This is a genomic window from Pseudoalteromonas sp. SR43-5 (assembly GCF_014163835.1).
GTDB lineage: Bacteria > Pseudomonadota > Gammaproteobacteria > Enterobacterales > Alteromonadaceae > Pseudoalteromonas > Pseudoalteromonas distincta.
Genome location: NZ_JACJEA010000020.1, coordinates 1 through 15,901 on the forward strand (window position 1 = coordinate 1; position 15,901 = coordinate 15,901).

The window sequence follows — 15,901 nt, forward strand, 5'->3', positions numbered from 1 at the left end:
CAAATTAACTATTTTAGTTAATTAATACCAATTTTATTAAAAACATGATCATTCTAGCGTATTAAATAACTCACTAACTACGTTAAAAATTATTTATATAGAACAACTATGTACCATAATTTTAGCCTTGTTATTAAGCTATTTCCTTATCGCTATAATAGATCACTAATTTAATGCAATTGGTATTACTCTCACGCAATGAGAAGGGTGAGCTAAAGCTCAGATATGTTAGTAAAAAACTTATAAAGCTCGGTACCTTGATTAACACTCGCTGAGGCAAAGTGCAAAATAGCAATTGCATCGCAATCAAGAGTAAGTGTTTGCAGTGGTTGCTCACTTAAGTAGCGCTCCATGCGTAAAATATTGGCAATAGGCTCACCGGCTTTAATGTGCCCGCCAAGTGGGGCTAAGTATTCAACCATGCCGCCAATAGGGGCATAATAGGCAAAGTAGTCATCTAAATTACATGCATAACGAGTCATATTGGCTGGCGTATGCGGTGCGTTTTGTAATACACCTTTGTGATTTAAGTAACTTAAAATGCTGTTTGCATCGTTTAATGCTTCTTTTAAGTCTATTTTTTCTTGGCTGCCTAGCTCTACAGTAAATGCTTCTACAGGTATTGATAATTCGCGACCTTGTCCGCTAAGTGCATCACTTAAATGCCACCATGGGCAAAAGTTAGCTTCATCCATAGCGCCGTCAAAATCACTAGGAATAAGCAATACATGTTCAATATTAAAGTAACGTGCGCTGTCGGTTGCATAGGTTGGGCAGTACAGATGCTTGCTTGAAATAGGGCCTGTGTGTAAATCGAGTACTATATCAGCCTGATGAGCGAGCTTTTGTAAGTTAAGCGCAATGCGTTTACCCGTATTGAGTAAATAAGCAGGGCCGTTAAGTTTGCTATCTACTTCGTCAATAAGTGCCTGTTTGAAGTTACTTTTTAATGTAGCGTCGTCATACTGAGTATGATTTTGTGCAAACTGTGCCACTAAATTTTTATTGTAGTGATACATGCGATTCCAATTAGTGCCCGTAATCGGATCGAACCTGCCAAGGGTAAACTCGCCAGATTTTTGATTACAGCCAATCGGATTTGCATAAGGTACAAGGGTAATATCGCCACTAAGGTTAAGGTGTTTTAATTGCTCAAGCAGCTGAAAAATAACTGCGTTACCTTGCACTTCAGCGCCATGCATATTGGCCTGAATGTAAACACTTGGCCCTGTGCCATCACCTTTTAAACGATACACAGGAATTGTAAGTGGTAAGCCGTTTGCAACTTCCCCTACTACAATGTTCTCTTGGCTAATGTGTGTTGTATTACTCATACTTGTTACCTTAAATAATGGCTGGCATTTTCGGCTTGGCGAACACAGGTAAGTGTACCGTTTTGCAAGGTGTACTCAGCAGCTAGCTCATGGCATAAAAAATACGGCATACTTTCGGTAAAGCCGTAAGCACCGCATTGGCTAAACACTAGCCAGTCGTGCTCATTTAAATCGCTTGGTAAGTTATGTTCACCCAAGCAATCAAGCGCTGTACAAAGTGGGCCATATAAAGTGACTGCTTGAGTTTTAGCACTGGATTCACGCAGTAATGCAGCAGGAAAGTCCTGGCTGGTAACAGCAGGGCGTAATAAGTGATTTATACCGCCGCTTAAAATTACTTGTTCTTGATTGTAGTTTTGTTTGCGCTCTACTACTGGGTTTGCGTAATGACCGCATTCGCCAACGGCATAGCGACCAAGTTCCATCCATAGCTCTTCTACACCCGCATCATTTTTAATTTTAGCGAGCGCAGCAATTAAGTCATCCCACTCAAGTGTTGCTTCGTTTTGTGTATAAGGAATACCTAAACCGCCGCCTAAATCGAGAATTTTAAGGCTAATATTTAAATCGCTGGCAAGTTGGCTAAGAGGTGCAATCATTTGTGACCACAAGTCGCTTAGTTTTTGAGTGCTAAGCATGTTGCCCCACTGAAAAATATGCAGGCCGTCAAATTTAAGCGCAGGGTAGTCAGCTACATTGAGTGCTTGCCACTCATTACAACCCAAACCAAACGGCGTAAGGCTGTCGCCGCCCAGTGGGTTTTTTTCACCTTCAGGCCAGCGTAATTGTACACGCAGTAATACTTGTAACTGCGTGTTTTGTAGTTGCGCTTGTTGGTTTAACCAACGTACTTGATTGAGGCTTTCTGCTACGAATATACGCACGCCGCGCTCAATAAAGTGTTTTATTTGTTTAGGGCTTTTTGCAGGCCCTGTGTTGAGCACGCGCTGCGAGCTAATACCTTGTGCTAGTACTTGCTCAAGCTCACCTTTACTTGCTACGTCAAAATTAAAGCCAGCACTGTCTAAGCTTTGAATAATTTTAGACAGTGGGTTTGCTTTTACCGCGTACCACAGCTTTACATCGGTTTGCGCAACTAAACGCGCAAGATGCGTGTTTAGTTGATCTAGGTCGTAAACAAAAAAAGGTGTATCAAGTTGTTGTGTAATAGTATTTACAGCGGTTTTGATAGGCGTGCTCAAAAAGCTCATTATCGTAAAACCTCTTCAAGCAATAACGATGCATCGCTTTTCTCGTCGCGGTATTTAACTATTAACGCACACGACATGCTTAGGCCTTGCTCGCGCGCCCATTCGTTTGATGCAGGGCGAGAGCCCGGTATTACAATCGCGTACTCTGGGATTGGCTCGCCTTTATCTAGTTGGCGCTCGTTTACGCAGTCGTATACTGGAATAGTTGCTGATAAACGCACGCCAGGGGCAAGTACTGCGCCTTTTTTAATGACTACGCCTTCAACAATAATACAGCCTGCACCAATAAATGCGTCATCTTCAACCACTACTGGGCTTGCACCAATTGGCTCAAGTACACCACCAAGCTGAACTGCAGCACTTAAATGTACGTTTTTACCTACTTGTGCACAAGAACCCACCAATGCGTGGCTATCTACCATTGTGCCTTCGTCGATATATGCGCCAATGTTTACATACGCTGGTGGCATAATAATCGTGCCTTTAGCAACATAAGCACCACGGCGAACACTTGAGCCACCTGGTACCATACGGACGCCATCATCAGTACTAAATTCTTGCGGAGCTAGGTTATGTTTATCAACAAAGCCGCCTGCAAATTCAGTATTAGTGCCATTTTTGAAGGCTTCTAAAATGCCTTGCTTTACTTCTACGTTAGCTTGCCATTGGCCGCTTTCGTTTTGTGATGCAGCGCGTACTGCGCCCGATTCTAAATTATTTAATAGTTCTAACCAGCTCATTATAAAAACCTGTATTTAATGCCAAGATAAAATGGTGTTGTTTGCAGTTGTAATGCAATCGGTTTGAGTTAACTCAAGATGTGTTAAAGGTGGACGAAGTTGCGGGCTGCTTAAGCGGCCTTGCAAATGCATCAGTACCTTTACGGGAATAGGGTTTGCGACAGCAAATAGGCTATTAATAGCGCTTGACCACTGGGCAAATAAATTAGGGTGTTGACCACTTAAACTGCGCTTAACAAACTCGTGAGTTTGTTCAGGCCATGCGTTTGCAGCTACCGACACCAAACCTTTTGCGCCAGCTTGAGCAAAATAAGGCATTAGCGCATCGTCGCCACTAAAAATAGCTAAATTAGGCGCCGCTTGGCGGTAAGCTTCAAACTGAGCAATACTGCCGCTCGCTTCTTTTAACGCCCATAAATTTTTATTGTTTTGTAAGTTTTGAATTGTTGCCGCTGGGATGCTAACAGCGCTTCGACCGGGTACGTTATAAAGCATACATGGATGAGCGCTTGCATTTAGTAGGCTTTCAAACCAATGAGTTTGACCTATAGCGCCAGGCTTTGCATAAAGCGGTGAGCCAAGTAAAAAGCTATGAATTGGGAGTGTATTACAGTAGTTAACCCACTCAATTTGTTGCTTTAAGTTACTACCGCCCACAGCTACCATGAGTGGTACTGTTGGTTTTAGCTGGCATACGTGCTCAACAATGGCTTGTTGCTCTTTTAGCGTTAGTGCTAAACCTTCGCCCGTACTGCCAAGTAGCAAAATACCGTTATGTGCCGCTTCTTGATCGCTAACCAACTTAGTTAACGTGTTGTAGTCAACATCGCCGTGTTGATCAAATGGCGTTACGAGCGCGGTCCACAGTGAGTAGTCGTTTAAATTGAAGTTGTTGATCATCTCTCACGAACTTATAATTTGTACCAATTTTATTAAAAACGTGATCATTTTAGCGATAACTAATTTAATGCAATTGGTATTATTCGAAGAGTTAAAAAGCTTTATGGAAGGAGCCGCATTAACGTCGTTCGAACTAATAATTCGAAGAGCGAATGGGCTTAAAATAATAGGGCGCACGGCCTTAATATTTAAGACCAGAAGCTCTCCACCAAACTAACAAGCTGCTTTTTATAAGCAGCTATTGGTGACAGTCGCTAGGGTTCAACCTAGTCGCCCGAAATAAACACCTCGCAAAAGTGGTTACTTCTCGGCGTTAATTCCCCTCACGTATGCTTGCTGGAGTTTGCGCTCCTAACATACGCTACCTGAATAACGCACCTCTTCTAGCCCTTTGCACCTGTTTGTAGAGTAAAACTTACAAACCTGTGCAATTTAAATAGGGTAATTACGGCGATTAAAGCATTTTAGCCGTCTAGGTGTCAAGCGACTAAATACAGATTAATTCATCGAAAAGAGGGGTGGTTACGTATTAGGTGCTTTTCTCGTACACTAGCAATATAAGTAGTGAGGTATTTAATTAGTATGGAAAAATTTAGCGATATTTATAAGCGAGCGGTAGAGCGAAAAGGCTCTGAAAAAATGCTTAAGTTATTACTTGCAAAACCGCTATCTAAAAAACAACTAAGCACGTTAAGTGACGACGATTGGCTTGAAGAATTTACTCGAAAAGTATTTCAAAGCGGCTTTTATTGGTCAGTCATAAATAATAAGTGGGCAGGCTTTAGAGAGGTTTTTTGGGATTTTAGCGTTGACAAGTTATTAATGATGCCACCTGATATGCTGGAACAAAAAGCAACGGATGAGCGAATTGTTCGTAACTATAAAAAAGTAAAAACAATTACCGAAAATGCTTACATGATCCACGAAATAGCAGGGGAACGTGGCAGTTTTAGTCAGTTTATCGCTAATTGGCCAACAGACGATATTATTGGTTTGTGGGCATATTTAAAAAAGCATGGTTCGCGTTTAGGCGGAAATACAGGGCCTTATGCGCTGCGAGCACTTGGTAAAGATACATTTTTACTATCACGCGATGTAGAGAATTATTTGCGTGCCCATAAAATTATAGACGGCGGCTTACAAACTAAAAAGTCACTAAATGCAGCCCAAGCTTTTTTTAACGAAATGCAAGAGCAAAGTGGCTTAAGTATGCAAGAGTTAAGCTTAATTGTTGCTTATGGCGTAGGTGACAACCGTGTTGGTATAAGTCAGCAACAATAGGAATTACCATGAAATTAGTGCCAAGATACACAGATGTTGCAGAAAACTTCGCGATAGAAGATTTCCCTGCAAGTGTCGCCTCTCCTCAGTTATTGCTGTGGAACGAGAGTTTAGCAAAACAATTTAATATTAACGTTGCGGCTGATTTGCGTGCCAGCACTTTTAGCGGTAACGAAAAACAGGCGATTCCTGCAGTAGCACTTGGTTACTCTGGGCACCAATTTGGACATTTTTCACCACGCTTAGGCGATGGACGAGCGCACTTACTGGGCGCTATTAGTGATGATGAAAACCAGTTATGGGATATTCAATTAAAAGGCTCTGGTGCTACTCCTTACTCAAGAGGTGGGGATGGACGTTGTGCTCTTGGTCCTGCTATTCGTGAATACGTTATGAGCGAAGCAATGCATGCACTGGGAGTTAAAACCACACGCTGCTTAGCGGTTGTTGGTAGTGGTGAAACGGTTTATCGTAATCCGCCACAAGCAGGGGCTATCGTTACGCGTGTAGCAACGAGTCATATTCGTGTTGGCTCGTTTCAATATTTAGCGACGCAAGGCGATGTTGAAGGGCTTAAAAATTTAGCCGATTTAGCTATAGAGCGACACTACCCAGAAATAACCGATACAGGTTCGCAGCGATACTTAGCATTTTTAGGCGCTGTGATTAAAAACCAAGTTAAGCTAGTTGTGAGCTGGATGCGTGTTGGCTTTATTCACGGAGTAATGAATACAGATAATACGCTAGTTAGCGGAGAGACTATTGATTACGGCCCGTGTGCCATGATGAATAGCTTTGATTTTGATACCGTATTTAGCTCTATAGACAAACAAGGCCGCTATGCATTCGGTAATCAACCTAATATAGCTAACTGGAACTGCGCACGCTTAGCTGAGAGTTTAATACCGCTTATTAGCGATGATGACGAGCAAGCAGTTTTATTAATGACGCCATTTATTAATAGTTTTGCTGAGCAGTTTAATGCTGAGTTTACGGCTATGTGGGCACAAAAACTGGGTTTAACTGAATCTAGCGATAGTAGTGGCGAGTTAATAGCAGAGCTGTTAACGCTATTAAAAGATAATCAGCTCGACTACACCAATACCTTTGATGCGCTTACTGAATCCTTAAAAGGAGAAAAAAGCGTACCTGAGTCGCTAATTGAATGGAGAGCTAAGTGGGTAAGTTTAACTGACGATAATAGTTATGAAGTAATGAGAGCGGCAAATCCTCGTGTAATACCGCGTAATCATGTGATCGAAGAAATAATTGCACAATATAACGCTACAGGATCCAGCGAGTTGCTACAGCGCTTTATAAAAATAGCCAGCAATCCATATTCTAACAGTGAAGAGTTATCAGAATTTTGCTCTCCACCGACGAATGATAATGACTACCAGACTTTTTGTGGTACTTAATACTTAACTTTAAATATAACCGCATGATTAAAAAGAGTCATTTTTTAATCAAACATGCGCATATACCTAGGGGAATGCTAATTCTGGTGGTATTATGCGCACAATTAAAACCAAGCAATATTTCTTTGCATTTATAAGTGCATTTAATTTAATTGCTCTTACATTCCTTGCTAAGTACTAATTTACAATAAACTACTATATTTATTTTTCAATAAAGTTTTAATTTCGCCTATAGTAAGTGGATGTGTGTTGCGACAAGGCATAGAAAAAAGTAATAAACTTTATTTTTCGTTAAGTATTGATTAACAAAGGCTCAGTTAGTCTATATAAAACTGATTGAGCTAGTATCGATTAGCTACAATTTAAAATTGTTCAAATGGGAAGAAAACAATGAAATTAAAATCACTTACAATTGCAATCGCGTTGGCTGCAACTAGCGCATCTACATTCGCTGCTGATAAAGAAGAAGGTTTCTACATTGGCGCATTTGGCGACTACTATGACGCATCTTGGAAAAACATGCGTGACCAAGCCGGTCTTGACGTAAACGAATCAACTGGCTGGGGTGTTGAAGCTGGTTACCGTTTCAGTGATTACTGGAGCGCACGTCTTGAATATGCAGACATGGATTTTAATGCTTTTGATAAAGTTGCTGGCAACCGTAACAATATTGATGGCGAGCGTTACGGTATTGATGCTCTTTACCATTTAGACGGCGGTCCTTTCTATGGTCTTTTCGGTATTAAAGAAATTGACGTAGTTGATGACAACACATTCTTAAATGCAGGTGTTGGTTACCAACATTTCATTACAGATGGCTTATTTGTAAATGCCGAAACAGCTGTATACCAAGGTCTTGACCGTGGTTACACAGATGTTGGTGCTAAAATTGGTATTAACTACTTATTTGGCCAAAACTCTGCTCCTGTAGAGCCAGTAAAACCAGCTCCAGAGCCTAAAGTAGTTGAAGTAGCTGTAGCTCCTGTAGACAGCGATAACGATAACATTCCTGATGCAGATGATAAGTGTGCTAACACACCTATGACTGATGCTGTAGATGGTACTGGTTGTACTTTATATGAAGATAAAGAAGTAACAGTAAGCTTATTAGTGACTTTCCCTAACAATGCTTCAGCAGTATCTACTCAATACTTAAATGATATTGAAAAAGTATCTGCATTCTTAAAAGAGTACCCAGATACAACAGTACTATTAGAAGGTCACACTTCTGCTGTAGGTAAAGCAACTTACAACAAATGGTTATCTAAAAAACGTGCTGATGCTGTAGCTAAGCAACTTGTTGCTGATGGTATTGCTGAAGACCGTATTACTACAGTTGGTTTAGGTGAAGAGCGTCTTAAAAATGATGCAAACACTAAAGCTGCAAACGCAGAAAACCGTCGTGTAGAAGCGCATATCAAAACTATCAAAAACGTTAAAGTTTTACGTTAATTAAGTAGTTTGTAATAAAAACCCAGCCAAGTGCTGGGTTTTTTTATGCCTGTAATAAATTAATATTAGTTAATGGTAATGATTCTTACTTAATAAGTATTCATGAAAATAGTTTTTACCACAACCACTATTCATAGTATTTATAATCGGTATAATCAGTTGCGCAACTGGATGGATTTTCATCTATCCATAAAAGCTTTATAATTACGCGTTAGAATACTATAAGTATTGGGTAACTTATTTGCGCCCAAAGCGCTACCGGATACTTTCACGTCACCAAGAGGGCAATATTGTGCTACAAGAATATCGTAAACACGTAGAAGAACGTGCCGCGTTAGGTATCGTACCAGCGCCATTAGATGCTCAGCAAACTGCTGATCTTATTGAATTAATAAAAAACCCACCTGCAGGTGAAGAAGAATTCATTTTAGATTTGTTCATTCAGCGTATACCAGCTGGTGTTGATGATGCTGCTTATATTAAAGCGGGATTTTTAGCAGCTGTAGCTAAAGGTGAAGCTAATTCTCCACTTGTTTCTAAAGAAAAAGCGGCAGAATTATTAGGTACAATGCTGGGCGGTTACAATATCGCGCCAATGATTGACCTACTTGATGACGAAACACTTGCACCAATCGTAGTTAAAGGCCTTTCAAATACATTACTTATGTTTGATGCGTTCTACGATGTTGAAGAAAAAGCAAAAGCGGGTAATACATTCGCTAAGCAAATTATTGAGTCTTGGGCAAATGCAGAATGGTTTACTAATAAGCCAGCTGTTGCTGAAAAGATCTCAGTTACTGTATTTAAAGTAACTGGCGAGACAAATACTGATGACTTATCACCAGCACCAGATGCATGGTCTCGTCCAGATATCCCACTTCATGCTTTAGCAATGCTAAAAATTGAACGTGATGGAATTACACCAGACAAGCCAGGCGAAGTAGGTCCAATCTCTCAGCTTGAAGAATTAAAAACTAAAGGCTTACCACTTGCATATGTAGGTGATGTTGTTGGTACTGGTTCTTCTCGTAAGTCTGCAACTAACTCTGTACTTTGGTTCATGGGCGATGATATCCCATTCGTACCAAACAAGCGTGTTGGCGGTGTATGTCTAGGTAATAAAATTGCTCCAATCTTCTTCAATACAATGGAAGATTCAGGTGCATTACCAATCGAATTAAATGTTGATGAGCTTAACATGGGTGAGCAAATCGATATTTACCCGTACGAAGGTGTTGTTAAGAGCCACGGTACTGACAAAGTAATCTCAACTTTTGAACTTAAATCTGATGTAATTTTAGATGAAGTTCGTGCTGGTGGTCGTATACCACTTATCATTGGTCGTGGTTTAACTGATAAAGCACGTACATCACTTGGCCTAGGTCCAACTGATGTATTTAAAGTACCAACAGTGACAGAAGTTTCTAAAAAAGGCTTCACACTAGCGCAAAAAATGGTTGGTAAAGCGTGTAACGTTCCAGGTATTCGCCCAGGCCAATACTGTGAACCTAAAATGACAACTGTTGGCTCGCAAGATACAACAGGTCCTATGACACGTGACGAACTTAAAGACTTAGCATGTTTAGGTTTTTCTGCAGATTTAACAATGCAGTCTTTCTGTCATACGTCGGCTTACCCTAAACCAATCGATGTAAACACTCACCATACGCTTCCTGATTTCATCATGAACCGTGGCGGTGTGTCACTTCGCCCAGGTGATGGTGTAATTCACTCATGGTTAAACCGTATGTTATTACCAGATACTGTAGGTACTGGTGGTGATTCACATACACGTTTCCCATTAGGTATTTCATTCCCAGCAGGTTCGGGTGCAGTAGCATTCGCAGCAGCTACAGGTGTTATGCCTCTTGATATGCCTGAGTCAATTTTGGTTCGCTTTAAAGGTGAAATGCAACCAGGTATCACTTTACGTGACCTTGTACATGCAATCCCTTACTTCGGTATTAAAGAAGGTTTATTAACAGTTGAGAAAAAAGGTAAAATTAACGAATTCTCTGGTCGTGTACTAGAAATTGAAGGCGTTGAACACCTAACTGTTGAGCAAGCGTTTGAACTATCAGATGCATCTGCAGAGCGTTCTGCAGCAGGTTGTGCGGTTAAACTTTCTAAAGAGTCTATCGCAGAATACCTAGAATCAAACATTGTTATGCTTAAATGGATGATCTCTGAAGGTTACGGCGATGTACGTACTATTGAGCGTCGTATTACTGCAATGCAAGATTGGTTAGCTAACCCAGAACTAATGGAAGCTGACGCTGATGCAGAGTACAAACATGTACTTGAAATCGATTTAGCAGACATTAAAGAGCCAATCCTTTGTGCTCCAAATGACCCAGATGATGCACGTTTATTATCTGATGTTACTGGCGAGAAAATCGACGAAGTATTCATCGGTTCTTGTATGACTAACATCGGTCACTTCCGCGCAGCAGGTAAGTTACTAGATGGCTTTAAAGGTCGTATCCCAACTCAGCTTTGGGTTGCCCCGCCAACTAAGATGGATAAAGATCAGCTTACAGACGAAGGTTACTACGGTATCTTTGGTCGTGTAGGTGCACGTATCGAAACTCCAGGTTGTTCACTATGTATGGGTAACCAAGCACGCGTTGCAGACAAAGCAACGGTTGTGTCTACCTCTACACGTAACTTCCCTAACCGTTTAGGTAATGGCGCGAACGTATTCTTAGCTTCAGCAGAACTTGCTGCAGTAGCGGCTATTTTAGGTAAACTACCTACTCCAGCTGAGTACCAAGAATACGCAGCGAAGATTAACGCAACGGCTGCAGATACTTACCGTTACTTAAACTTCCACCGTATGCCTGCTTACACTAAAAAAGCAGACAACGTGATTATTCAACAAGCTGTATAACTTTTAGAGTTTGTTTAAAAACCCGCTTCGGCGGGTTTTTTATTGGCTAAAACAAATATTAGATAGTTCATGCTTCTTTTTTTATATTATTGTATTAACTCTAGTCTTAAATTGCTTTTAAAGTAATTAATCGCGCAAAAATTCCTATCAAAATGCATTAAAATCCTTATCAATATTCTCATTATTTTAGGCGAGATTTTATGACAGCATTAAACAACCAGAATTTATTGCAACTACGTTTTGTTAACCAAGCAAATATTGATTTGGTTAAACCTTCTTTTGATAACCTTCCTGCAAACCTTTATGCAGATGGTGCCTTTCGTAAACGTCGTTATTCAGTAGTAAAAATGCAAAATGGTGAAATAAAGCTACAGCAAGCCAAAGCATTTGTTCAAGATGATTCAATTAATACTTTTCAAGGCAATGTAGAGCGTACTTACGAAAATTTAGAGCAAAGTTTACTTGAGTCAGAGGGCATGAAAAGCATTGTAAATGAGTTTCGCCAACTTACCAGTATTGATGAGCAGCGTGATATTGAAATTCATCAGTTCCGCATGCTTGCCATTGATAGCGATACACCTGCAGCGCCAGAAGGCGTGCATCAAGATGGTTTTGACCATGTATGTATATGCGGTGTTTCTCACGAGAACTTAGAAGGTGGCGAACTGCTTGTATACGAAAACAAGCAAGCTGAGCCTTGTTTTAAAATGGAAATAAAAGACGGCATGTTTGCATTAATAAACGACCGTCAAGTGTGGCATAACGCAACACCTATGAACAAAATTGATGCTAGCAAACCAGGTTACCTGGATTGTTTTGTATTAACGTCTTAAGGAAGTTAGGCATGAACATAACGCAATTACGTGAGCAGTTTCCAGCATTAATGCAGAACGTTGATGGTAAATCGCCAATATTTTTAGACGGACCAGGTGGCTCGCAGGTACCAACATCGGTGCTTACTGCGATGACAGCTTATTTAGGTCATTATAATTCGAACTTAGGTGGCGCGTTTTTTTCAAGTGATAAAACGGTTGAGTTGATGGCGAATGCGCGCCAAGCCGCCGCTGACTTACTTAATGCACCTAGCTCACAACAAATTGTGTTTGGTCCAAACATGACCAGCCTTACGTTTAGTTTTAGCCGTGCAATTTCACGCGACTGGCAGGCTGGCGATGAAATAATTGTAACCAATGCCGATCACTTCTCGAATGTATCGTCGTGGCAACAAGCTGCAGAAGATAAAGACGTTAAAGTTAATACGGCTTTAATTAACGAAGCTGATTGCAGCTTAGATATGGCGCAATTTGAAAGCTTATTAAACAGCAACACTAAGCTTGTAGCGGTCACTTACGCTTCAAATACCACAGGTTCAATTAATAATATTAAACGTATTGTTGAGCTTGCTCACGCTGTAGGTGCACTTGTTTATGTTGATGCCGTACATTATGCACCGCACGAACTTGTTGACGTGCAAGCACTTGATTGCGACTTCTTAGCGTGCTCTGCGTATAAGTTTTTTGGCCCGCATTTAGGTATGGTTTACGGTAAAAAAGAACATTTAGACGGGTTTACGCCTTACAAGGTTGAGCCAGCTAAAGACGTAGCACCAGGTCGCTGGGAAACCGGCACGCAAAGCTTTGAAGCAATGGCTGGTTTTATCGCAGCTGTTGATTACATTGCGGCGATTAGCGAGCTTGACGATAGCCATTCACGCCGCGAAAAGTTAAGCGTTGCTTTTGCTAAAACTAAGCAGCACGAAATGGCGCTTAGCGAACACTTTTTAACGCGCTTGGTTAATTATCCACGTATTAAGTTATTTGGTATTGATGATTTTGATCGCCTTAATGAGCGTACACCTACTTTTGCTTTAATTTTTGAAGGGCTTGAGCCACGCGCCGTTTCAGAATTTCTAGGTAAGCAGCATATTTGCGTGTGGGATGGTAATTTTTACGCGCAAGGGTTGTGCAAGCAATTAGATGTGCTTGATAAAGGCGGCGTAGTGCGCATTGGTTGTATGCACTACAACACCATTGAAGAGCTAGATCAGTTGTTTAATTTATTTGATGAACTGCTTGGTTAAATAATACTGATTTTGGTGCGCTAACTCTTAGGCGCACCATATATTTGTTCTGCACGGTTAAACAGTACCCACGAGGTTAAAATATACTTATCGTTTGATACTGGCTTATTGCCTCTATGAGTATGTGTGAAGTAGCCAGGTGCTATTACCATAGTGCCTTTTTGAGGGGCTATTTTACGGTTTTGATAATAGAACTCTGTTTCACCACCTTCCTCTACATCGTTTAGGTAAAACATAAATAACAACACGCGATGCAAAGCTTCATTGTGCTGTAGCTGCGGATAAACTTCACTGTGCCAGTAAGGGTAGCCACCTTTGTTTACTTCGTATTTTTGCGCTTGAATGTTACCGAGTCTAAAAATTTGCTGAACTAAAACGGGTAACTGCGGTTTACCCACTTCTTCAAAATTCTCTTGGGTTAAATCGACTACTTCACCTGTTTTTGGATGGTAAACCTTTAAGCCAAATGCCCCAATCATCATAAAAATATGCTCTTCAACATACTTAAAAACATGCTGTGCAGTCGTTTGTTGTATATGTTTTAATTGTTGTGCATATTCGGGGTGATTATTTAAGGGTAGGTCGTGGCTGTCTTTTTTCTTTAAGTCGACACCGCCCGATGTTACCCCTTGTCTTACATGCGGGCTTTGCGCGAATGTGGAAATAAATTCATCGCAAAACTCATCGCTTAATGCGTTATCAATAACGCGTATAAAGTCCGTCATGGTTTACCTTTGTATAATTATTATTGGATTTTTATGTTTATTGAAAAAGTGATGCCGCGCTTTAGCGAAACAGATGCACTCGGACACATCAACAATACCGTACTCCCTGTATGGTTTGAAGTCGCGCGTGGACCTATTTTTAAGTTTTTTACACCGGACTTAAATCCACATGATTGGAAATTGATTATCGCCAAAGTTGAAGTGTCGTTTGTGGGCGAATTATTTTATGGCCACGAAGTGACCGTAAAAACCTCTGTAGAGCATATAGGCACTAGCTCTTTTACACTTAGGCAAGAAGCATGGCAACACGATAAATGCTGCGCAATAGGAAAAGCTGTGATGGTGAGGTACGATTTTATTGCTAAATCAAAGCAAGCGCTTAGCATTGACGAAAAAGCGGCGCTTAACGAGCATATTTACCAAGGGAGTTAACCTTACAAAGCTTATATTTTATATAAGCTCATGCTGAGCTGGATTAGTGTAAATAAATAATGGCAGCTGTAATACCTATCCTCAATAATACTTAATCAATTTGAGGGATTAAATCTGACGATAACTGCGTTAAAAATTTCTGATATAGAACAACTAAATAACGAAATTTTTGCCTTGTTATCAACACGATTTTCTTTCCCTCAAAATAGATCACTTAATTAAGTGAAGAGGTATAAATTTTTGTCGAGAAATTTTAACGTATTTAGATTGAGTTGCAGGCTCCAATTATATACTATTTATATTATATATTGTTGCGCCGTTATAACAGGAAATGTTAATTCGGTAATTTGATTGGAGTATGCGTGTGACATCTATTGCCAGTAACCAGCCTTTACAAGTTATTCAGCTCAGTGATGGTGAGAATTTAACAGCTGAAATTTTACCGTTTGGCGCAATAATAAAAAGCATTAAATTTAAAAAACAAGAAATGACGCTTAGCGTCGATGACCCTCAATACTATCTTGAAAACCCATTTTACTTAGGCGCTACAGTAGGTCGATACGCTAATCGTATTGCAAAGGGGCGTTTTAGCTTATCTGGTACGCAGTATCAATTAGAGGCAAATAACGGTCCTAATAGCCTACATGGCGGTGTTAAAGGTTTTAATAAAGTACTTTGGCAAGTAACCAAACAAACTGAAAGTGAAGTTGAGCTTTATTATTGCTCGCCCGACGGCGAACAAGGTTTCCCCGGTGAGTTGCAGGTTTGGCAAACTATTAGCGCTAAAAACGGCGAGCTTACTCTGCACTTTAAAGCGCTAACCAATAAAGAAACGCTCGTTAACTTTACTAACCATTGCTACTTTAATCTTGATGGCAGCTCATCAATTAATGAGCATCTTGTTCAAATTAATACCGATCGTTACCTTCCTATTGATACAACTAGTATTCCACTTAATGAAGCCGCTTTAGTTTGCGGTACCTGCTTTGACTTTACTAAGCCAGCTCAAGTTGGTGAGGCCTTAAGCGCCGTTCATCCTCAGCTAGAAGCTGGAAATGGCTTTGATCACTGCTATATTTTTAATGATGACAGCAGTTTAAAGACGATGGCTACATTAACTTCGCCACACACGAACGTTAGTTTAACCCTTAAAAGTACGCAGCCAGGCATGCAGCTTTATACCGCAAACTTTGTTGGTTCGCCTTTTAAAGCACGGCAAGCTTTGTGTTTTGAAGCGCAAAATTGGCCAGATGCGCCAAATCGTGAAAATTTTCCAAAGGCTAATTTATTGCCAGCAGAGAAATACGAACAGGTTATTATTTACGCTTTTTCTGAGTGAATACAGTTCTTTAATGTTAATTAAAAGAAAACCAAAAGAAAATATACGGTAATTGAATGCTATCCATAATTAAGGAAAAGGTTGCACTTTTTGCCGGTT

The 15,901-nt window shown here is 40.4% G+C and carries 13 protein-coding genes and 1 riboswitch; of the genes, 8 read left to right on the forward strand and 5 right to left on the reverse strand.

Features of this window, described 5'->3' with window-relative positions; translation table 11 throughout:
• Positions 1-212 precede the first annotated feature (212 nt).
• From H5090_RS12865 to dapA, 4 genes are read right to left on the reverse strand one after another with little or no spacing between them, the layout of a single operon-like run.
• Positions 213-1,334, reverse strand: a complete 1,122-nt coding sequence (locus tag H5090_RS12865) for a succinylglutamate desuccinylase/aspartoacylase family protein (protein ID WP_182695890.1) — start codon at positions 1,332-1,334, stop codon at positions 213-215.
• 5 nt (positions 1,335-1,339) lie between these two features.
• Positions 1,340-2,545 (reverse strand): PLP-dependent decarboxylase, encoded by a 1,206-nt coding sequence (locus H5090_RS12870; RefSeq protein ID WP_182695891.1) that lies wholly within the window; start codon positions 2,543-2,545, stop codon positions 1,340-1,342.
• A complete protein-coding gene (locus H5090_RS12875; RefSeq protein WP_002958799.1) occupies positions 2,545-3,285 on the reverse strand; it encodes a 2,3,4,5-tetrahydropyridine-2,6-dicarboxylate N-succinyltransferase in 741 nt (246 codons plus the stop codon). Before H5090_RS12875 ends, H5090_RS12870 begins: the two co-directional genes overlap by 1 nt.
• A 15-nt stretch (positions 3,286-3,300) precedes the next feature.
• The gene (gene dapA, locus H5090_RS12880) at positions 3,301-4,185 is read right to left on the reverse strand and encodes a 4-hydroxy-tetrahydrodipicolinate synthase (protein ID WP_002958800.1); all 885 of its coding nucleotides are present in this window, start codon (positions 4,183-4,185) and stop codon (positions 3,301-3,303) included.
• A 190-nt stretch (positions 4,186-4,375) separates the two neighbouring features.
• Positions 4,376-4,576, reverse strand: a riboswitch (Lysine riboswitch).
• Between the two features lie 191 nt (positions 4,577-4,767).
• On the opposite strand from dapA, the gene H5090_RS12885 reads away from it, so the two are divergent.
• From H5090_RS12885 to H5090_RS12910, 6 genes are all read left to right on the forward strand, one after another.
• Positions 4,768-5,466 carry a DNA-3-methyladenine glycosylase I gene (locus H5090_RS12885; protein WP_182695892.1) on the forward strand — a complete coding sequence of 233 codons (699 nt, stop codon included), beginning with the start codon at positions 4,768-4,770 and terminating at the stop codon, positions 5,464-5,466.
• An 8-nt stretch (positions 5,467-5,474) separates the two neighbouring features.
• Positions 5,475-6,884 (forward strand): YdiU family protein, encoded by a 1,410-nt coding sequence (locus tag H5090_RS12890; protein ID WP_182695893.1) that lies wholly within the window; start codon positions 5,475-5,477, stop codon positions 6,882-6,884.
• 390 nt (positions 6,885-7,274) lie between these two features.
• Complete coding sequence (locus H5090_RS12895) at positions 7,275-8,336, forward strand: OmpA family protein (RefSeq protein WP_154903746.1); 1,062 nt, start codon at positions 7,275-7,277, stop codon at positions 8,334-8,336.
• Positions 8,337-8,628: 292 nt separating this feature from the next.
• Complete coding sequence (gene acnB, locus H5090_RS12900; protein ID WP_182695894.1) at positions 8,629-11,226, forward strand: bifunctional aconitate hydratase 2/2-methylisocitrate dehydratase; 2,598 nt, start codon at positions 8,629-8,631, stop codon at positions 11,224-11,226.
• A gap of 200 nt (positions 11,227-11,426) precedes the next feature.
• Positions 11,427-12,059, forward strand: coding sequence for a 2OG-Fe dioxygenase family protein (locus H5090_RS12905; RefSeq protein ID WP_182695895.1), 633 nt, complete (start codon positions 11,427-11,429; stop codon positions 12,057-12,059).
• An 11-nt stretch (positions 12,060-12,070) separates the two neighbouring features.
• Positions 12,071-13,306 (forward strand): cysteine desulfurase-like protein, encoded by a 1,236-nt coding sequence (locus H5090_RS12910; protein ID WP_182193731.1) that lies wholly within the window; start codon positions 12,071-12,073, stop codon positions 13,304-13,306.
• 20 nt (positions 13,307-13,326) lie between these two features.
• Here H5090_RS12910 and H5090_RS12915 read toward each other — a convergent pair whose 3' ends face one another.
• Positions 13,327-14,031: a 2OG-Fe(II) oxygenase gene (locus H5090_RS12915; RefSeq protein ID WP_182695896.1), complete on the reverse strand. Its 705-nt coding sequence runs from the start codon at positions 14,029-14,031 to the stop codon at positions 13,327-13,329.
• A gap of 33 nt (positions 14,032-14,064) precedes the next feature.
• Between H5090_RS12915 and H5090_RS12920 the strand changes: the two genes are divergently transcribed.
• Complete coding sequence (locus H5090_RS12920; protein ID WP_002958811.1) at positions 14,065-14,463, forward strand: thioesterase family protein; 399 nt, start codon at positions 14,065-14,067, stop codon at positions 14,461-14,463.
• Between the two features lie 364 nt (positions 14,464-14,827).
• On the forward strand, positions 14,828-15,802 hold the full coding sequence (locus H5090_RS12925) for an aldose epimerase family protein (protein WP_182695897.1): 975 nt from the start codon (positions 14,828-14,830) through the stop codon (positions 15,800-15,802).
• Positions 15,803-15,901: the final 99 nt, after the last annotated feature.